General features: G+C 31.6%; 21 protein-coding genes. 19 read left to right on the forward strand and 2 right to left on the reverse strand.

Annotated elements, in window-relative coordinates; translation table 11 throughout:
• Positions 1 to 17 precede the first annotated feature (17 nt).
• The 19 genes from ligA (at position 18) to Q0921_RS00375 (ending at position 18,558) form a co-directional block, all read left to right on the forward strand.
• Positions 18 to 2,012: an NAD-dependent DNA ligase LigA gene (ligA, locus tag Q0921_RS00285; protein ID WP_299251536.1), complete on the forward strand. Its 1,995-nt coding sequence runs from the start codon at positions 18 to 20 to the stop codon at positions 2,010 to 2,012.
• The gene (locus Q0921_RS00290; protein WP_299251539.1) at positions 2,012 to 2,695 is read left to right on the forward strand and encodes a lysoplasmalogenase family protein; all 684 of its coding nucleotides are present in this window, start codon (positions 2,012 to 2,014) and stop codon (positions 2,693 to 2,695) included. Before ligA ends, Q0921_RS00290 begins: the two co-directional genes overlap by 1 nt.
• A 161-nt stretch (positions 2,696 to 2,856) precedes the next feature.
• Positions 2,857 to 3,513, forward strand: coding sequence for a hypothetical protein (locus Q0921_RS00295; RefSeq protein WP_299251542.1), 657 nt, complete (start codon positions 2,857 to 2,859; stop codon positions 3,511 to 3,513).
• Positions 3,514 to 3,532: 19 nt separating this feature from the next.
• On the forward strand, positions 3,533 to 4,228 hold the full coding sequence (locus tag Q0921_RS00300) for a hypothetical protein (protein WP_299251545.1): 696 nt from the start codon (positions 3,533 to 3,535) through the stop codon (positions 4,226 to 4,228).
• A 43-nt stretch (positions 4,229 to 4,271) separates the two neighbouring features.
• Positions 4,272 to 4,997, forward strand: a complete 726-nt coding sequence (locus Q0921_RS00305; protein WP_299251548.1) for a hypothetical protein — start codon at positions 4,272 to 4,274, stop codon at positions 4,995 to 4,997.
• A 163-nt stretch (positions 4,998 to 5,160) separates the two neighbouring features.
• Complete coding sequence (locus tag Q0921_RS00310) at positions 5,161 to 5,685, forward strand: hypothetical protein (protein ID WP_299251551.1); 525 nt, start codon at positions 5,161 to 5,163, stop codon at positions 5,683 to 5,685.
• A gap of 1 nt (position 5,686) precedes the next feature.
• Complete coding sequence (gene dapA, locus Q0921_RS00315) at positions 5,687 to 6,562, forward strand: 4-hydroxy-tetrahydrodipicolinate synthase (RefSeq protein ID WP_299251554.1); 876 nt, start codon at positions 5,687 to 5,689, stop codon at positions 6,560 to 6,562.
• A 9-nt stretch (positions 6,563 to 6,571) separates the two neighbouring features.
• Positions 6,572 to 7,501 carry an ion channel gene (locus Q0921_RS00320; RefSeq protein WP_299251557.1) on the forward strand — a complete coding sequence of 310 codons (930 nt, stop codon included), beginning with the start codon at positions 6,572 to 6,574 and terminating at the stop codon, positions 7,499 to 7,501.
• A 123-nt stretch (positions 7,502 to 7,624) separates the two neighbouring features.
• Positions 7,625 to 8,416 carry an outer membrane protein assembly factor BamD gene (locus Q0921_RS00325; RefSeq protein WP_299251560.1) on the forward strand — a complete coding sequence of 264 codons (792 nt, stop codon included), beginning with the start codon at positions 7,625 to 7,627 and terminating at the stop codon, positions 8,414 to 8,416.
• Between the two features lie 15 nt (positions 8,417 to 8,431).
• Positions 8,432 to 8,764: a DNA-directed RNA polymerase subunit omega gene (locus Q0921_RS00330; protein ID WP_299251563.1), complete on the forward strand. Its 333-nt coding sequence runs from the start codon at positions 8,432 to 8,434 to the stop codon at positions 8,762 to 8,764.
• Positions 8,765 to 8,766: 2 nt separating this feature from the next.
• Complete coding sequence (gene coaBC, locus Q0921_RS00335) at positions 8,767 to 9,981, forward strand: bifunctional phosphopantothenoylcysteine decarboxylase/phosphopantothenate--cysteine ligase CoaBC (protein ID WP_299251566.1); 1,215 nt, start codon at positions 8,767 to 8,769, stop codon at positions 9,979 to 9,981.
• Positions 9,974 to 10,861: a DUF4835 family protein gene (locus tag Q0921_RS00340; protein ID WP_299251569.1), complete on the forward strand. Its 888-nt coding sequence runs from the start codon at positions 9,974 to 9,976 to the stop codon at positions 10,859 to 10,861. The genes coaBC and Q0921_RS00340 overlap by 8 nt, the downstream gene beginning before the upstream one ends.
• 76 nt (positions 10,862 to 10,937) lie before the next feature.
• Positions 10,938 to 12,599, forward strand: coding sequence for a DNA repair protein RecN (recN, locus tag Q0921_RS00345; protein ID WP_299251572.1), 1,662 nt, complete (start codon positions 10,938 to 10,940; stop codon positions 12,597 to 12,599).
• Between the two features lie 73 nt (positions 12,600 to 12,672).
• Positions 12,673 to 13,491: an SDR family oxidoreductase gene (locus tag Q0921_RS00350; RefSeq protein WP_299251574.1), complete on the forward strand. Its 819-nt coding sequence runs from the start codon at positions 12,673 to 12,675 to the stop codon at positions 13,489 to 13,491.
• 143 nt (positions 13,492 to 13,634) lie between these two features.
• The gene (locus Q0921_RS00355; protein ID WP_299251576.1) at positions 13,635 to 14,639 is read left to right on the forward strand and encodes a glycosyltransferase; all 1,005 of its coding nucleotides are present in this window, start codon (positions 13,635 to 13,637) and stop codon (positions 14,637 to 14,639) included.
• Between the two features lie 5 nt (positions 14,640 to 14,644).
• Complete coding sequence (locus Q0921_RS00360; protein ID WP_299251579.1) at positions 14,645 to 15,607, forward strand: CdaR family protein; 963 nt, start codon at positions 14,645 to 14,647, stop codon at positions 15,605 to 15,607.
• Positions 15,608 to 15,609: 2 nt separating this feature from the next.
• Positions 15,610 to 16,188, forward strand: a complete 579-nt coding sequence (gene coaE / locus Q0921_RS00365) for a dephospho-CoA kinase (protein ID WP_299251584.1) — start codon at positions 15,610 to 15,612, stop codon at positions 16,186 to 16,188.
• Positions 16,189 to 16,272: 84 nt separating this feature from the next.
• A complete protein-coding gene (locus Q0921_RS00370; protein WP_299251588.1) occupies positions 16,273 to 17,841 on the forward strand; it encodes a HAMP domain-containing sensor histidine kinase in 1,569 nt (522 codons plus the stop codon).
• Between the two features lie 3 nt (positions 17,842 to 17,844).
• Entirely contained in the window at positions 17,845 to 18,558 is a 714-nt protein-coding gene (locus tag Q0921_RS00375) for a response regulator transcription factor (protein WP_299251591.1), read from the forward strand.
• 44 nt (positions 18,559 to 18,602) lie between these two features.
• Here the strand turns inward: Q0921_RS00375 and miaA are convergent, their stop codons facing one another.
• The gene (gene miaA / locus Q0921_RS00380) at positions 18,603 to 19,508 is read right to left on the reverse strand and encodes a tRNA (adenosine(37)-N6)-dimethylallyltransferase MiaA (protein WP_299251594.1); all 906 of its coding nucleotides are present in this window, start codon (positions 19,506 to 19,508) and stop codon (positions 18,603 to 18,605) included.
• Complete coding sequence (locus tag Q0921_RS00385) at positions 19,501 to 20,337, reverse strand: ion transporter (protein WP_299251597.1); 837 nt, start codon at positions 20,335 to 20,337, stop codon at positions 19,501 to 19,503. The genes miaA and Q0921_RS00385 overlap by 8 nt, the downstream gene beginning before the upstream one ends.
• Positions 20,338 to 20,371: the final 34 nt, after the last annotated feature.

The following is a 20,371-nucleotide window of genomic DNA, read 5'->3' on the forward strand; positions in this document are numbered from 1 at the left end:
AAACTGATACCAGAACAATGAGTGTAGAACAACAAATCAATCAATTAAGAGAGGAATTAAGACAACATAATTATAGTTACTACGTACTTGATGCAGCTACTATAAGTGATTATGAGTTTGATATGAAACTCAAAGACCTTCAGGTATTAGAAGAGAAACATCCTGAATTTTATGATGCAAATTCACCTACCCTAAGAGTTGGAGGAGAGGTTACTAAGAATTTTAATACTGTGGTTCATGAGCAACGTATGTATTCATTAGATAACTCCTATTCTAAAGAAGATTTACTAGACTGGGAAATCAGAATTAAAAAATTGGTTGATGGTGATGTAAGCTATACGTGTGAACTTAAATATGATGGAGCTTCTATAAGTCTTACTTATGAAAATGGAGAGTTAATTCGTGCTGTTACAAGAGGGGATGGAATTCAGGGAGATGATGTAACTACTAACGTAAAAACTATTAAGTCTGTTCCGTTAAAATTGAAAGGAGATTATCCTTCAAAGTTTGATATAAGAGGTGAGATTGTATTACCGTATGAAGGTTTTGCAAAGATGAATCAGGAACGAATTGCAGCTGGAGAAGAGCCATATGCAAATCCTAGAAATACAGCTTCCGGAAGTCTAAAACTTCAGGATAGTAGTGAGACAGCTAAGCGCCCTTTGGATTGTTTATTGTATAATCTTGCAGGAGATCGGTTAGGGATTTCTTCTCAACATGATAGTTTAGAGAAAGCCAGAGAATGGGGTTTTAAAGTTCCGAAAGAATCACGATTAGTTACTTCTATAGATGGAGTTCTAGAGTTTATTAATATGTGGGATGAGAAAAGAAGAGAGTTACCTTATGAAACGGATGGAGTAGTTATTAAAGTTAATGATCTGCAACAACAAGAAGAGTTAGGCTTTACTTCCAAAGCGCCAAGATGGGCAATGGCATACAAATTTAAAGCGGAACAAGCCATTACTACATTAAATGAAATTACGTATCAGGTTGGTAGAACTGGAGCTATAACACCTGTAGCGAATCTAGAACCTGTACAATTAGCAGGAACAACCGTAAAGAGAGCATCACTGCATAATGCAGATCAGATTGCTAAACTAGATATTAGGGAAGAGGATACAGTTTTTGTTGAAAAAGGTGGTGAGATAATACCGAAAATAGTAAGTGTAGACTTTACTAAAAGAGATAAAAGTTCTATTCCTACTGAATATATAACATCCTGCCCTGAATGTAATACCGAATTAGTAAGAAAAGAAGGTGAAGCGCAACATTATTGTCCTAATGTTAATGGTTGTCCCCCTCAGATTATTGGTAGAATACAACATTATATTTCTCGTAAAGCTTTAGATATAGAAGGTTTAGGGGGCGAAACCGTTGCTTTATTAGTGAAAGAAGGGTTAATTACTAATTATGCAGATTTATATGACCTAAAAAAAGAGCAAGTAATTCCGTTAGAACGAATGGCAGAAAAAAGCGCGGATAATTTAATCGAAGGAATTGCTAAGTCTAAGGAAATTCCTTTCGAAAGAGTTTTGTTTGGTTTAGGAATAAGATATGTGGGAGAAACTGTAGCAAAAAAACTTGTCAAACATTATAAATCTATCGAATCGATTATTGCTGCTACAGAAGAAGAACTAGTTAATGTAGACGAAATAGGGATTAAAATTGCGCAAAGTGTACGAGAATTTTTTGATACAGAAGATAATAGGAGGTTAGTAAACAGGCTTTTGCAATATGGTGTTCAGTTGCAAATTTCTGCAGATAAACTTGCTGATCAAACAGACACATTAAAAGGTCAAACCTTTGTGGTTTCTGGTGTTTTTGAAAAAGTATCTCGTAATGAGCTCAAGAAATTGATAGAAGATAATTCCGGTAAAGTGTCTAGTTCTATTTCTTCTAAAACGACATACGTTGTAGCTGGAGCTAATATGGGGCCTAGTAAATTAGAAAAAGCAAATAAATTAGGAATTACAATTATAAGTGAAGATGATTTTCTTAACTTGATTGGTTGATGAAAGTAAGAACGCTTATAAAAATACTATTATTGATCACTGGAGGCTTGTGTGTTCTAAGTACAATTTTACAAAATCCAATAATTGAATTGTATGCGAAACCAATGACTGTGCCTTTGTTTTTCATGTTGTATTGGTTTAACGTTGATAAAGTCGACTCTTTATTTATAGTGGTCTTATCACTTTGTTTTCTAGGGGACATATTCCTGTTAACTGGAATTGAGAATGGTTTTAGGTATGTTTTACTTAGTTATACTTTGTGTTATTTTATTCTGTTTTATTTTTTGTATAAAAATCGAAAACCTATAGAATATAGTAATATAGATGTTATTTATATGGTGGTTTTCTTTGTGTTTTGGACTAGTATCGTTTACGCAATATTTGTAGTTACCAATCAAAATATGGGAGATATAAGGCCTTTCGGGATAGCTTATTTTGTAATTCTTTATTCTTTGTTAATTGGAGCCATTTTTCAATATATAAACATAAGGTCTCCTAGGTCTCTCTGGTTTGCTATTGCTATTTTAAATTTTGTTATCAGTGATGCCTGTTTTGCATTAGATCGATTTTATGTTCCTTCGTTAGAGTTAAAGATTATAAATTCTATATATCAATTATTAGCAGTGTTTTTCTTAGTAAAGTTTAAAATTTCAAGTGCAGATCCTTTAAAAATAAGGAGGTAAGAAGTAGTTGGCTATTGTGTTCTCGTTTATTTGACTGAAATTTAGTATATTAACAAAAGGAAAAATTGTTTAATACAGCATTTTGATAGGAATATTCCTTTTTTTTATGCAATTTAAATTTAATGAATGAGGGGAAGCTACTAAAATTTTTAATTTCTTTTTTGATTGTATTACAGGTGCTAGGATTTGTATTTGGAATTCCTTTTTTAAGCACTTATGGTAAGCCAATATTGTTTATATTAATCATATTACGTTATGTGTGGAGTAGTAAAAAAATAAAAACACTCCATATTATTATTCTTTGCGTATTTTTTATTTCAGAATTGATTCATTTAATTGATGATGTAATTACCATAGAACATAGGATGTTGATTAGTATAATTGGTTATACATTGTTGTTTTATTTTTTGTATAATAATCATAAGTCTTTTAGATATAACCGAAGAGATGTTTTTACATTAGTATTAGGAAGTTCTTTGTATACAGTTATATTTTTTATTACATATTCGGTTATAAGAGAGCCGATGGGGGATTTAAATCTAATAGGATTTCTTCATTTGTCATTGCTTTATGTTTTGCTAATTGTCGGAGCAATGCACTACATAAATATTAGATCAGAAAAGTCATTATGGTTTTTTTTGGCAATGCTAAATTTTACTTTTAGTGATTTTATTTTATTGATAGACAATTTTTATCTTGAGTCAAATGAGTTAAAGATGATTAGGTTGATTTGTTTACCTATTGCGCTGATTTTTTTAGTGAACTATATGATTACTAAATATAAATACCTTAAATCTGAAGAGTTTGAAGGATTTTAAATTATAAATTAAAATATTGTTGAGTAAGACAAAACTAGCATATCAATTATTGTTTATTTCAGGAGTTTTACTGTTGTTAACGTCTATCTTTAAGGAAGAATGGTTGATATATGCTAAGCCTTTGGTTATTTGTTCGGTTTCCTTTTTTTATGTTGTTGGGGTAGATAAAATAAATTATTTAGTATTAGTGGCATTGCTACTAATTTTGTCTGCAGAAATACTATCTGTTATAGGTTTTAAAAAGTATTTTAGGGTAATAAATGTTCTTGGATCATTATACTATATTTTAAATATGATTTTATTATGGAAGAGTATGCAGAAAGTTAAAATACAGCTTAAGAAAATTTTTACGCTTCAATTGGCAATAACAATGGGATTGATTGTATATGTTGTTTACTCTGTGGCTGATATGATTTCTTTAAATATTAGTAATGATCAGGTGTATTTAAATGTTTTGATTGTATTATTTATATTCTTTATTGGTTTTTGTTATTATATCTATCTTAATAGTAAGACTGTGGTTAGTTCATCTTTGATGATTGCTGCATCTTGTTTTCTTATCGTAAATATTCTTACTGTACTCAATAAATTGTATGTTTATTTGGATGTTTTTGTAGTTATTACCAACGTTCTACAAGTTTTTGGACATTACTTTTTAATTAAATTCTTTATTGAGCAAAAAGATTTGAAACCTAATAATGTAGAGTTTTTTTAGTTTAATTGTTGATTTTTAATATCTTAAACGGGTATTAAGATTTATGAGAAAACTTTTATTAACATCAAGAAGTATTGGGGGAGCCTACATACTGTTTTATTTTTCTTTTTTGATTGTTATCTTAGTTGCTATATTTTTAGACGAAGAGTATTTGATTTTTACAAAACCTTTGGTTCCGATCTCTTTGATACTCGTTCATATTTCTAATGTTAAATCGATAAATCTATATTATGTAGCGAGCATGTTAGTTATTTTGGTTAATGATACATTGATTTATCTAGATTTTGCTACGTATTTTGATCTAGTTGCTATAATTATCGTAACATTTTATTTACTATGTATTTTTTTGCTGAAAAAATATATAGCTCTTGCGGATCTACAAATAAAGAAATTTATAACTTTTCCTATTGTGATCAGTTTAGCTCTTATATCGTATTTGATTTTTTCAATATCTCAATTAGTACTTCCTAGTCTAATGGATTCCTTTTTTTTATTTTTTATGATTCTAATTGTACTTCTACTTTTTGTAGCAGCTTGTTTCTTTGTTTATATTACCGATAAGTATGAAGGTAATTTTCGACTTTTTATTTCAGCAAGCTGTTGTCTTTTTGTTAATGCGTTATTATTAATCAATTATTTTTATTTTCATACCAGAGTGTTTACGATACTCATTAATATTGCAGAAATTGCTGGGTTATACTTTTTTCTTAGATTTTTGATGGAGGCAAAACCAATTAATTTGGAATACGAAAAAGACAAGTACTTTTAGAGCTTAGATTATAAGTTTATCGCATAATAAAACACATTGTGCTTGTATTGTTATTTAAATAACTAAAAGTTAAATACTTTATTGTTTTCTGTTTTTCTTGTCACATACAACATACTTTTAAAATGTAAAATAGCTACATTTGTGTCTTAATCTTTATTTATAAATGATTTTAAAGGGTCTTAAAAAAAATGCGCTAAAAAAAAGCATTGAATCTCATATCAAAAAAAGAAAATCTCTGGCAAAAGAGGTTTCTGGTATAAAGAGTTTAGCCGTTCTGATAGATGCTTCACAATCAGTGAATGTACTATCAGTAGTTAAGCTTGCTAATGAGTTAGGCGTTAAATCAGAACGGCTAAAAGTAATGGGGTATAAAGAAGATCAGAAAGAAATTTCTGATGATAAAGATGCTGCATATTATAATGATAAGAGTTTTGGTGTAAATGGATCGGTTAAGAGTAATTCGCTAAATGACTTTATAAATAATGATTATGATGTTTTGATAAACTTCTATTCAGAAAGCAAGTTGGAGCTGGATTATGTTGCTGCGGCATCAAAATCTAAGTTTAAAGTAGGCTTTGCCGAAATTGATAATCGCATCAATGATTTAGTAATAGGTGATACTAATCAAAACATAAATCTTTTTATTTCCGAATTAAAAAAATATTTAAAAATTTTAGAGATAATATAATATGAGTGCTTTTCTGAGAGGAACTGGTGTAGCATTGGCAACGCCTTTTAATAGTGATGGTTCAATTGATTTTGAAGGAGTTGAATCGTTAGTTGAATTTTGTATTGATGGTGGGGTAGAGTATCTAGTAGTCTTGGGAACTACTGCTGAGTCTGTAACGCTTACAAAAGAAGAAAAAAAGAACTTAGTAATACATATTGTAAAAATAAATAACAAAAGGCTACCACTTATGATTGGTATAGGTGGTAATAATACGGCGGCTATTCTTCAAGAAATGAAGGATACTGATTTGTCTGATTTTGATGCTATACTGTCTGTAGTTCCTATGTACAATAGACCAAGTCAAGAAGGTATTTATCAGCATTACAAGACTATTAATGATGAAGCTTCATTGCCAATTTTATTATATAATGTTCCGTCTAGGACTGGTACCAATATGACTGCCGAAACTACACTTAGATTAGCTCAATTAGATAAAATTGTAGGGATCAAAGAGGCAACAGGAGATTTTAACCAAGTACTTAAAATCCTTAGAGATCGACCAAAAGACTTTCTTGTTATTTCTGGAGATGATGCCTTGGCATTACCTGCTGTTGCAGCTGGAGGAGATGGAGTGATTAGCGTTATCGGTCAAGGCTTTCCTCAAGAATTTTCAGAAATGATTCGTTTAGGGCTTTCTGGAGAAACAAAAAAGGCATTTGATGTACTATATGAGATGTTACCAATTCTGGACTATGCTTTTGAAGAAGGTAATCCGGCTGGAATCAAGAATATTCTAAAGGTAAAAGGAATTTGCCAAGATTATTTGCGATTGCCTTTAATTTCAGTTTCTAAGAATCTAGCTAAAAAAATAGAAGAATTCGTAAATAATAATTAAAAGGCTTTTATGGCTAAAAGAATTAAAGATCCTGGAATTGGTTTATCTTCTGATAAACAAGCCAAACGGTTTATTAATTCAGATGGCTCTTTTAATATTAAGCATGTCAATAGACGTACTTCTATTTCCAGAAGTTATAATTATTTAATCAGTATTACTTGGACAGAGTTTTTTTGTTGGGTTCTATTAGGGTATGTATTGATAAATTCTTTTTTTGCAATAATATACACGACAATAGGTATCTCTGCGATCGCAGAGCCTACAGAAAACTTATTTAGAGATTTCTTAAAGGCTTTCTTTTTTTCGGCCCAAACGGTGACTACTGTTGGGTATGGAGCTATGGCACCTAAAGGAGTTATTTTTGGTGTAATTTCTTCTTTTGAAGCTTTAATCGGGTTATTAAGTTTTTCCTTTATCACTGGTCTATTGTATGGAAGATTTTCTAAGCCTAAATCGAGTATCAGATTTAGCGATGTTATGGTTGTAAAAGAACATAAAGGAGTGGATTGTGTTATGTTTAGATTAATGAGTAGAAGCACGAATGTGATGATTCGCCCTAAAGTTGAGGTTACATTATCATTATCTCGGAAGTCTAAAGACGAAAAGTATGTCAATAACTTCTATAATCTAAAATTAGAAAGAAATGAAATTACATATTTGCCAACAACATGGACAGTAGTTCATCCAATTAATGAATCCAGTCCTCTGAGTGAGTTTCGTAGAGAAGATCTATGCAGGTTACATGGAGAGATTTTAATATTGGTGACGTATTATGATGAGTCTTTTGCACAGGAACTACATCAGGTCCATTCATATGTATTGCGTGATTTAAGATTAGATGAAGTGTTTGTTCCGGCATTTCATTATGATGAAGACGGGTTCACTATTTTGGATCATGATAGAATTGGTGAAACAAAAGATTACAAATCAAATAGTTAAGCTTTGTTCGTTTTTCTTTTTTCTTTTGCAACAAGCGGACTTTTATTTAGTTATTTAATAGATGAATTAAAGTTTTTGTAATACGGTAGAAATATCTATTTTTGCCAGATGTTTTTTTAAGATATGAAGAGATTATTGTTTTTGCTGATTATTGTGTTAACCCTTGGTTCTTGTAGTGAATACCAAAGAGTGCTAAAAGAAGAAGAAGTTGGCCCTAAATATAAGTTAGCAGAAGAGTTATATAAAGAGGGGAAATATAAAAAGGCATTGCGTCTTTTTGAACAGATTGTTCCTCAGTTCAGAGGTAAGCCTCAGGCAGAAAGGGTAATGTATTACTATTCTGATACATACTATAATTTAGAGGATTATTATCTAGCGGGATATCAGTTTGAAAGATTTGCTAAATCTTACCCTAATAGTGAAAAAAGAGAAGAAGCATCCTATAAAGGAGCGAAAAGCTATTATTATTTGTCACCTAGATATAGTTTAGATCAAAAAGAGACAGATGAAGCTTTAGAGAAACTTCAGACATATATTAATGCCTTTCCAGAAAGTGAAAACCTTGAGGAAGCAAATAAATTAGTTGCCGAACTAAGAAATAAAAAAGAAAGGAAAGCTTTCGAGATTGCAAAGCAATTTCATCATAGAGAAGATTATAAAGTAGCTATTAACGCTTTTGATAATTACTTAATCGATTATCCTGGATCTGCTTTTAGAGAAAAAGCATTATATTACAAGCTAGAATCGCAATACTTATTGGCTATTGGTAGTTATGAAGTTTTTGTAAAATCAAGGTTAGAAGTAGCTAATGGTTATTATAATAATTATAAAAAATATTTTAAAGAAGGTGAGTTTACTACTGATGCTGAAGAAATATCAGAAGATATAAAAACAAGATTAGAAAAATATAAATAGAAAATATAGGAGAAGATGGATTTGAAAAAAAGTAATGCCCCAGTAAATACAACTACTATCGATAAGAATTTAGTAGATCAACCTACAGATAATATTTATGAGGCTATTTCTGTAATATCTAAGAGAGCTAATCAAATTAATACTGATATCAAAAAAGAGCTTTTAGAGAAACTAGATGAATTCGCAACATATAACGATAGTCTAGAAGAAATCTTTGAAAACAAAGAACAAATTGAGGTTTCTAAGTTCTATGAAAGATTACCTAAACCTCATTCTCTAGCTGCACAAGAGTGGTTAGATGGTAAAATATACTACAGAAATACTAAGACAGATACGGAATCTCTATAAGTATGTCATCGATCTTAGGCGGTAAAAAGATTTTAATAGGTGTTACCGCTGGTATTGCTGCGTATAAAACAGCTCCCTTGGTGCGCCTTTTTATTAAAACTGGTGCAGAAGTAAAGGTGGTAATGACTCCTACGGCAAAAGATTTTGTAACGCCACTTACACTTTCTACTTTATCCAAGAACCCAGTTCATTCTTCTTTTTATAATGAAGAAGATGAGAATGCAGAATGGAATAATCACGTAGAACTTGGACTTTGGGCAGATTTAATGGTAATAGCTCCAGCTACAGCCAATACGTTATCCAAAATGTCAACGGGTAATAGTGATAACTTGTTGTTGGCGACGTATTTGTCGGCTAAATGTCCAGTTTATTTCGCGCCTGCAATGGATTTGGATATGTATAATCATCCATCTACTCACGAAACTTTTAGTAAACTTCAAGAGTTCGGAAATATAATGATCCCTGCGGAATCTGGTGAACTGGCAAGTGGGTTAGTGGGACAGGGAAGAATGGCCGAACCTTCTACCATTGTTAATTTTATAGAAAAAGATATTCTAGGAAAACTTCCTTTAAAAGGCCAAAAGGTATTAATAACTGCAGGTCCTACATATGAAGCGATTGATCCTGTAAGGTTTATTGGAAATCATTCTAGCGGAAGAATGGGAATAGAGTTGGCTACATCTGCGGCTAATCTGGGAGCACAAGTAACATTAGTTTTAGGACCATCTTCACTAAAAGTAACACACGATTTTATTACAGTTGTGCCTGTTGTAAGTGCGGCATCCATGTATGAAGCTGTTATGAGAGAATTTGATAGTTGTGATATTGCAATAGGATCAGCAGCAGTTGCAGATTATAGGCCTAAGGTTATATCAAATCAGAAAATAAAAAAATCGGACACTAATTTTTCTATAGAATTAGAGCGTACCACAGATATTCTTAAATGGATGGGATCTGTGAAAAAAAATCAGTTTTTAGTTGGATTTGCTTTGGAAACAGAAAATGAAGAAGAAAATGCAAAAAACAAGCTAGAAAAGAAGAATTTAGATCTAATTGTTCTTAATTCACTCAACGATAAAGGAGCAGGTTTCAAAGGACAAACTAATAAAGTAACACTGATTAATCATAAATTAGAAATTAAAGCGTTTGAATTAAAAACCAAAACAGAGGTTGCGCTGGATATTTTTAATGAAATTAATGAACTACGTAATGCATAAACTTTTTCTTTTTGTTACAATTTTATGTGGTATTGGACTTAGTGCCCAGGAATTTAATGCTACTGTAGTGGTAAATGCAGAGCAAACGGGAAACCCTAATTTACAAGTTTTTAAAACTTTAGAGAGATCGGTAACAGAGTTTATTAATAATACTAAGTGGACCGAATTAGAATACCGAACAGAAGAAAGAATAGATTGCAGTTTTTTTATTAATATTCTTGGTAATACCAACGATAGTTTCTCTGCTACTTTCCAAGTGCAAGCGTCAAGACCTGTTTATGGTGCCAATTATAAGACAACGATTTTAAATATTAACGATAAACAGTTTAATTTTAATTATCTGGAATTTCAACCTTTGAATTATAACCCTAATAGTTATGAATCTAATCTTATTTCTGTAATCGCTTTTTATTTATATACTATTTTAGGAGTAGACGCAGATACTTTCGAATTGAATTCAGGAACTGATTATTATCAAGAAGCTAAAGGTATAGTAAATAATGCACAAGGAAGTAATACATTAGGATGGAACGGGCAAGATGGTGCGCAGACACGATTCAGACTTAATGATGATCTATTATCAGGTACTTTTGATGGATATAGATCCGCATTGTATACTTATCACAGAGAAGGTCTTGATATTATGAATAACGACTTGAAAAAAGGAAAAGAGTCTATTCTAGAATCAATGAAAACACTAGAAAGTATGCATAGAACTAGGCCTAATTCTTACATGATGAGAGTGTTTTTTGATGCTAAAGCTGACGAAGTATCTAGAATTCTTTCTGGAGGTCCTTCGCTTAATATTGCAGAGACAATGGCGATACTCGGAAGGATAGCTCCAACCTATACAACTAACTGGGCTGAGATAAAGTTTTAAGGTTTTCTTTTATTAGATATTTTTAAAAACTGTAGTATATTTACTTCCTTTAATAACAATAAAATATCATTATCTTTTGCTTAGAAGTCTTTCAATAAAAAACTTCGCCTTAATTGAACAGCTACAGGTTTCATTTGATGCCGGTTTGATTACAATTACTGGAGAAACAGGAGCGGGTAAATCCTTGCTATTAGGTGCTTTGGGTCTTTTACTAGGTAAAAGAGCGGATCTTAGTAGTGTAAAAGATAATTCTGTAAAATGTAGTATTGAAGGTGTTTTTGATATAAAAAAATATGATCTAAAATCACTTTTCGAAGAAGAGGATTTAGATTATGAAACAGAGACGATCATTAGAAGAGAAATCTTACCTTCTGGAAAATCCAGAGCATTCATTAATGATACACCAGTTACCTTACATTCTCTAAATAGATTAGGGCTTCATTTAATTGATATTCATAGTCAACATCAAACATTAGAGGTGACTACTAATGATTTTCAATTTAATGTATTAGATGCGCTGTCAGAATCTAATAGAGAGATACAATCTTATAAGCGTGGTTTATCATTATTAAAGCAAAAAGAAAAAGAAGAAAAAGTCCTACTGGATAGTCAACAAGAATTGACTAAAGAACATGATTATAATTCTTTTCTACTGAATGAGCTAGAAGAAGCAAAGCTTAAACCTGGAGAGTTATTGGAACTAGAAGAACGTTATGAGACACTTATTAATATTGAAGAAATACAGGAACGATTATCCGGTTCTGTATCTTTAGTTTCTTCCGAAGAGGTTGGAGTTTCCGATCTTCTGAATACTATAAAAACTAATATTTCTAAAGTAGCTCCATATTCTGGAGCATTAAAAGAGCTATCAGATAGAATTCAGAGTGTATACATCGAGTTAGAAGATATTAATGATTCATTACAGAATGAGTTGGAGCGATTAGAAGCGGATCCTAAACAATTAGAAGAAGTTGGTCAAAGATTACAGATGATTCATAACCTTCAGACTAAACATACCGTGTCATCGGTAGAGGAACTTATAAAAATTAAAGAAGAGCTTCAGGAAAAAGTATCAAAAACAGAATCTCTTACAGGAGATATTGAAAATGCAAGAAAAGAGATAGAGACAACAAAAGCACAATTAGATGAGGTTGCTATCAAAATTCATAAGAAAAGGACGAAAGCGTTACCAAAATTAGTAACAGAATTAGAAGATATTCTAAAAGCATTAGGCATGGTTAATGCCAGTTTTAAAACGTCATTGACATTGCAAGAAAAGTATTTTTCTAATGGGAAAGAAGTATTAGAGTTTTTGTTCTCGGCAAATAAAGGAGGATCTTTTGGAGAATTAAAGAAAGTGGCTTCTGGTGGAGAACTTTCTAGAATCATGATAGGTATAAAAGCTATACTTTCAAGATATACGCAATTACCGACAATTATTTTTGATGAAATAGACACCGGAGTTTCTGGTGAGGTAGCGCATAAGATGGCAGATTTGATGATGACTATGAGTAAAAACTTACAGGTTTTTAGTATCACCCATCTACCACAGATAGCTGCTAACGGGCAGAGTCAGTACAAAGTTTTTAAAGAAGACATAAACAATACTACGGTTACAAGATTGAAGTTGTTAAGTGAAGAGGATAGAATTCGAGAAATTGCAGAAATGATAGGAGGTAAAAATATTTCTGATTCAGCTTTGACTCACGCAAAATCCTTATTATATGATCGAAACTAAAGCTGTTATGGTATAGGTTTAGGTCGTTTTGTTATCTTTACAATTCATTAAATCATTTATAATTTACTATTAAATGTCATACAATTTATTAAAAGGTAAAAGAGGTATAATTTTCGGTGCACTTGATGAAAATTCAATAGCTTGGAAAACAGCAGAACGTGTTTTTGAAGAAGGAGGTACTTTTGTGCTTACTAACGCTCCCGTAGCAATGCGTATGGGAACTATTAAGGAGCTAGCAGAAAAAACAAATTCTCAAATCATACCAGCTGATGCAACCTCTTTAGAAGATCTAGAAAATCTTGTTGAGAAATCAGTGGAGATATTAGGTGGAAAGCTCGATTTTGTTCTGCATTCTATAGGAATGTCAGTTAATGTTAGAAAAGGTCGTCATTATACGGACTTAAATTATGATTGGAGTGAAAAGGGGTGGGATGTTTCTGCACTTTCTTTTCATAAAACAATGCAGACCTTATTTAAAAAAGAAGCAATGAATGAGTGGGGTAGTATTGTTGCTCTTACTTATATGGCTGCTCAGCGAGTATTTCCTGATTATAATGATATGGCGGATAATAAGGCATATCTCGAATCCATAGCTCGTAGTTTTGGCTATTTCTTTGGGCGTGATAAGAAAGTTAGAGTGAATACTATTTCTCAATCTCCGACAGCTACAACTGCAGGAAAGGGAGTAAAAGGATTTGATGGATTTATCGAATATGCGGATAAAATGTCTCCATTGGGTAATGCTTCGGCAGACGATTGTGCAGATTATACCATCACATTGTTTTCGGATTTAACCAAAAAAGTAACACTACAAAATTTATATCACGATGGAGGATTCTCTAATATGGGAGTTAGTCAGATGGTTATGGAAAAGTTTGTGGACGAACAATAATATTAAACATAAATATATCTTATAAAAGCTCAATTCTCGCAGAGTTGAGCTTTTATCATTTTAATGCGACTATTTCTTTAGAAGGAATTAAAATCCTATCGTCAATCGATGTTAGGGTTCTTTCGTTTATTTACCTTTGCTCTATGAATGTTTATTTTTCTTTTATCATTCCCGTATTTAATAGACCTAACGAAATACAGGAGTTATTAAATAGTATGATCTCGCTGGATTATGATAAGACTTATGAGATAGTAATTATAGAAGACGGTTCATCTGAAACATCGGAAGATGTTATTAAAGAGTATAGGAGTAGACTGAATATTAGTTATTATAAAAAGCTTAATACAGGTCCTGGAGATTCTCGTAACTACGGTATGGGTAAGGCAAAAGGAAATTACTTTCTGATTTTGGATAGTGATGTGTTATTGCCTCCAGATTATCTGAATAAGGTAGAAGATTTCTTATCAATAAACTTTGTTCATTGTTTTGGAGGTCCAGATGATGCGCATAAGGATTTTTCTGATTTGCAGAAAGCTATAAGTTTTAGTATGACTTCATATCTCACCACTGGTGGTATTAGAGGAAGAAAGAATACGTTAGGTAAATTTCAACCTCGAAGTTTTAATATGGGGATATCTAAAGAAGCTTTTGAGACATCTAAAGGTTTTGGGAATATTCATCCTGGTGAAGATCCTGATCTTACTATTAGACTTTGGAAACTTGGTTATAAAACGGCATTGATACCCAATGCTAAAGTTTTTCATAAACGAAGAATTTCTTGGAATAAATTTTATATACAAGTTAACAAATTTGGATTAGTAAGACCGATTCTTAATTTATGGCATCCTGAGACATCTAAAATTACGTATTGGTTTCCTACTTTGTTTATGGTATATACATTGTTTTCCATTGTTGCTACTTTTGTTGGATATTGGTATTTTCTAGCGTTATGTATGTTGTATTTTATTGTTGTTTTTCTAAGTGCTTCAATAAATTACAATAGTTTAAATATTGGTATTCAGTCTGTTATAGCTGTATTTGTTCAATTTTATGGATATGGGAAAGGATTCCTAAAATCTTATTATTATATTCATCTATTGAAAAAAGTTCCAGAACAACAATTTAAGAAGTTGTTTTTTTCAAAGTAATGCCTATGTCTAAAAATAAATTGAGTAGATTTTCTTTAAAAAGGAATAATGTCAAAACATTTCTGTTTTTTTTGGCATTTACCTCTGTTTTATGGGTTTTTATACAATTTTCTAAAAACTATACCCAAGAAGTAGCGTTTGATGTTCAGTATACCAATTTACCAGATGATAGAATTTTAGATGAGAATAGTGATCAAAATCTGAAACTAACACTCAATGGTAATGGTTTTAGATTGATAAACTATACTTGGAGGAAGCCTTCATTAAAATTTGATATTACAAATGCTATAGAGGCTAATGAAGAAAACGATTATTATTTTTATTTAGGAGAAGCAAATCAATCTTTAAAAGATAAATTAAATTTTAAAGGTAGAGTGCTTTCTGTTCAAAAGGATACCTTAAAAGTGACATTGGATATTAATTTAAAGAAGAAAATTCCAATACGATTAACAAAAGAAATTGAATACGCTCCTGGATATGGTAGTGATGAAGGAGTTGTTCTTTCTCCGGATTCAATTATGATTAGTGGTCCTAAAAGAATTATAGATACAATATATCAAGTCACGACCGAAAACCTTAAGCTTGATGGGGTAAATACAGATTATAAGAAAATATTGTCAATTAAAATTGATGGTCTACCTCCAAGAATTCAAGTAATTCCAAAAGAAGTAGAAGCAAATATTGTAGTTAGTAAATTCACAGAAGGAAGTCAGGAAATCCCAATAACATTAATGAATGTTCCGGATGGTAAGGAGGTTAAGATCTTTCCTAAAGAAGTAAGAGTAGTCTATAGAGTTGGGCTAGATAAGTATAATGAAATCAATCAGAGGGATTTTAAGGTCATGGCAGATTATAATAAATTGGCAGAGGATAGTTCCTTCCTAATTTTAGAATTAATGGATATGCCACTATCAATTCATGATGTGCGGTTACAAGACAAGCAAGTACAATTTGTAATTCTAAATTGAAGGTGAAAGTAATAGGACTTACAGGAGGAATAGGAAGCGGAAAATCGACTGTGGCAAAGATGTTTGCGAAGTTCGGAGCACCTATTTATATTGCAGATGATGAAGCCAAAAAATTGATGAATGAAGATGTTGGTGTGAAGAAGCAGATTATAGATCTGTTAGGCTTGAATTCATATACTGAAGAAGGATTAAATCGCTCCTTTATTGCAGATAAAGTTTTTAATAATAAAGAACTTCTAGAAAAACTCAATGCTATAGTACATCCAGCAGTGGCTGCTCATTTTACTAAGTGGAAGAATGACCAAAAGTCTGTGTACGTAATAAAAGAAGCAGCCATATTATTTGAAAATGGAGGTTACAAACAATGTGATTATACGGTTCTAGTAACTGCTCCTGAAAAAACAAGAATTGATAGAGTTTTAAAAAGGGATAATACTACAAAATCAGCAGTTATTGCCAGACTAAATAACCAATGGAAGGACTCCGAAAAGATTCCATTAGCAGATTATGTTGTTATTAATACGAATTTAGAAGAAACTTGGCTTCAAATTGAAAAAATCCATAATAAACTCACCCTTTAATTGTATTATTTTTTCGATCTTTCATTTTGTTAACATTTGGTTAAACCCTAAAGTAGCTAAATGTTAAAGTCTTACTTTTGACCTATGAATAAAAGGTTATTCGCATTGCTGATCCTTCTGATGAGTTTATCATTAATCGGTATTATTTTTGTTCAGGGATATTGGATTCAGAATACAGTAGAGAATAACAGGGAACAGTTTTCTTTTAATGCAAAGCAAATATTGATTTCTGTATCTAATAAGATTGAGTATAGGGAGTTTGAAGAAATGTATTATCCATTACAGGAGATTTTAGATAGTATTAAAGAACCTGATAATAAAACAATACAGCAGCTTTTAGATATAGGTTTTGATAAAGGATCATTTGCTTTTGGAGATGGTGTTCTGGAAGAAGATTCTAAATTGTTTTCTTCTTTTATAGACTTTAATATTGATACTGTTAGGTTAAAGGATATACTAAATCGGAATGCAGAATTAGTAGAAGACAAGGAAGAAAGTTATCAAACAAGACAAAGATCTAAGTCAAAGTTAGATAGATTGAGTGCTCTTACTGATTTGCATAGGCGTGATTATGAAATTGTTATTGATCAACTTGCGAATTTTATCCCTATACATCGTAGGGTGAAAAAAGAAGAAGTTGAGAGATTACTCAAAAAAGAATTAGCTGAGCGAGATATGAAGGTTGATTTCGAGTATGCAATATACAGTAATGCTTTGTCTACTCGAGTACGTTCTGATGATTTTAGTGCAAATGAAAGTGATGGGAATACTTTTGCTGTACCTCTTTTTGTTAATAACGAAGATGGATCGAGTCTGTATCAGTTATATGTGAACTTTACAGGTAAGAATAGATACATATTATCGACTATAAAGGGAATGGCAATTTTGTCGATAATTTTTACGTTGGTTATTGTGGTGGCGTATTCAAGTGCTTTGTCTCAATTATTACAACAAAGACAGATATCGCAAATAAAGACGGATTTCATCAATAATATGACCCATGAGCTTAAAACACCAATTGCAACAATTAATCTTGCGTTAGATGCTGTTAAAAATCCTAAAATAGCAGATGATCAAGAAAAAGTGAATCGCTATTTGACTATGATTCGGGAAGAGAATAAGAGAATGCTTATACAGGTAGAAAATGTTTTGAGGATATCTCAACTTGAAAAAAATGAGTTAAATATCAAGAAAGAGCGTTTAGAATTACATGATATAGTAGAAGATGCAATAACACATATTTCGTTAATTGTAGAAGATAGAAAAGGTTATGTAAAGACGCATTTAGGAGCACTTAAATCTAGTGTATTGGCCAATGATAGTCATATGACTAATGTAATAGTTAATGTATTGGACAACGCAATAAAATACTCGGAAGGTGAACCTAAAATTGATATATATACAGAAAATGTAAAAAATAGTATTGTTTTAAAAATACGTGACCAAGGGGTTGGAATGAGCAAAGTAGCTCAGAAAAAGATTTTCGAGAAGTTCTTTAGAGAACATACCGGAGATTTACATAATGTAAAAGGTCACGGACTGGGGTTAACATACGTAAAAAGAATTATAGACGACCATCATGGTCAAATATGGGTGGAGAGCGAACGGGGAAAAGGCTCCACATTTATTACTAAATTACCGTTAATATCTTAAAATATGGAAACAGAGAACAAAAAGATTTTGCTTGTTGAAGATGATCCCAATTTTGGAACAGTACTAAAGGATTATCTTATTATGAATGATTATGATGTTGTGCATGCTAAAAATGGGATGGAAGGCTTCGAAAAATTCAAAAAGGATGATTACGATATGTGTATCCTAGATGTAATGATGCCTTACAAGGATGGATTTACGTTAGCAAAAGAAATTAGGGATAAGAATGAGGAAGTTCCTATCATATTCTTAACGGCAAAAGCTATGAAGGAAGATGTGCTTAAAGGGTATAAGGTAGGAGCAGATGATTATCTTAACAAGCCATTTGATAGCGAAGTCTTATTGATGAAAATACAGGCAATCATGCAACGTAAGAGTACAGAATCTGTTGCAGATAGCAAACAATTTGAATTTAAAATAGGAGGATTCCATCTTAATTCTAAACTTAGATTTCTAACATTTAGAGAAGAAGATCCTATAAAATTATCTCCTAAGGAGAACGAATTATTGCGTCTATTAGCATTACATCTTAATGATCTTATGCCAAGAGAACTAGCATTAACCAAAATATGGAGAGATGATAATTATTTTACTTCTCGAAGTATGGATGTGTATATTGCTAAACTTAGGAAGTATTTAAAGAAAGATGAAAATGTGGAAATTCTAAATATCCACGGAGAAGGATTTAGACTTGTGGTAAGAAATGACGAATCTTAGGTAACAAACGGTAACTAATTATATATAAAATCGCTACGAGTTGCTCATAGCGATTTTTTTGTAATATATGATAGTATTGATTTAATACTGTATTGATAATCAAACCATTGTATCTCCAAATCTTTTTTAAACCAAGTAAGTTGTCTCTTAGCAAAACGTCTGGTGTTTTTTTTGATTTCAGAAATAGCAAAGTCTAGATCCCAAGTATCTTCTATGAAATGGAATATTTCTTTATATCCTACGGTGTTTAATGCGTTTAAGGATTTATATGGGTATAAACCCTTTACTTCATCCAGTAGCCCTCCTTTAATCATTATGTCGACCCTTTCATTTATTCTGTCATATATAATTGACCTTTCTGCAGTAATGCCTATTTTAATAATATGAAACGGACGCTTTTTTGGAGTTTTAGTAATAAATGAAGAATAAGGTTTACCACTACTGATACAGACTTCTAAAGCTCTCATAACCCGATGTGTATTCTGGATGTCTACTTTTTCGAAATATACAGGGTCTGCTATTTTCAATTGCTGTTGTAAGCTTTCTAATCCCTCAGTATCATATTGTTTCTTTAGAGCATTTCTGACATCTTCGGATATTTCAGGAAAACTATCCAATCCTTTGGTTATAGCATCTACATATAACCCAGAACCACCTACTAAGATCACAAATTCATTTTTCGTAAAAAGCTTGTTCATTGTATCTAAAGCATCTTTTTCAAAATCACCTACAGAATAATATTCTTCTATACTTTTATGCTGAATAAAATGATGTTTGGCTTGTTCTAGTTCATTAGAGCTTGGAACAGCGGTGCCAATGGACATTTCTTTATAAAATTGTCTACTATCTGCAGAAACAATTTCACATTTTAGATGCTTAGCTAGTTGGATACTTAAGCTAGTTTTTCCTATTGCTGTAGGACCTACAATTACGATTAGCGTATTATTCATTAAATAAAGTATGTCCGCAATTATGGCAGAATTTAGCTCTGTCCTGATGTTTACTTGCGTTACAGTTGGAGCAAACTTGAGAATTTATATTGATAATTGCAGATTTTTGTCCCGCAGCATACTCTGCACTTACAATCCCTGTGGGTACCGCAATAATCCCATATCCCATAATCATAATAAGAGCAGCAAGTAATTGCCCGATGGGGGTAACAGGTGCAATATCTCCATAACCTACAGTAGTTAACGTTACAATACACCAGTAAACACTTATAGGGATGCTTTTAAAACCACTTTCTTCTCCTTCTATAATATACATTAATGTACCAGCAATGATACAAACAACAACTACAGCGAATAAAAATACGAATATCTTGGCTCTACTGTCTCTAATAGCTTTCGCTAAGTTGTTTGATGCACCTAGATATCTCGAGATTTTTAATATTCTAAATACTCGAAGTAATCTTAACGCCCTTACTGTTAAAAGTGCACTTGATCCTACAATAAAAAATGAAAGGTAAAGAGGTATAGTTGATAAGAAATCAATGATTCCATAAAAACTAAATATATATTTAAAGGGTTTTTTTATCGATATAATTCTTGCTATATACTCAAATGTGAAGAATATAGTAATAACCCATTCCGCATAATATAGCAAGTTATAAGTTCTTTCAGAAAGACCTTTTACACTCTCTATCATGACAAAAATGATACTTAAAAGAATGAGTATTAAAAGAATTACATCAAAGATTTTACCTAATGGAGTATCCGCCTCATAAATAATCTCATGTAATTTCTCTTTCCAGTTTCTTGTATGTAGTTTGTGATTCAAAATTGATTATTTTAACGAAAATACTAAAAAATTA

This window comes from uncultured Aquimarina sp. (assembly GCF_947496855.1).
GTDB lineage: Bacteria > Bacteroidota > Bacteroidia > Flavobacteriales > Flavobacteriaceae > Aquimarina.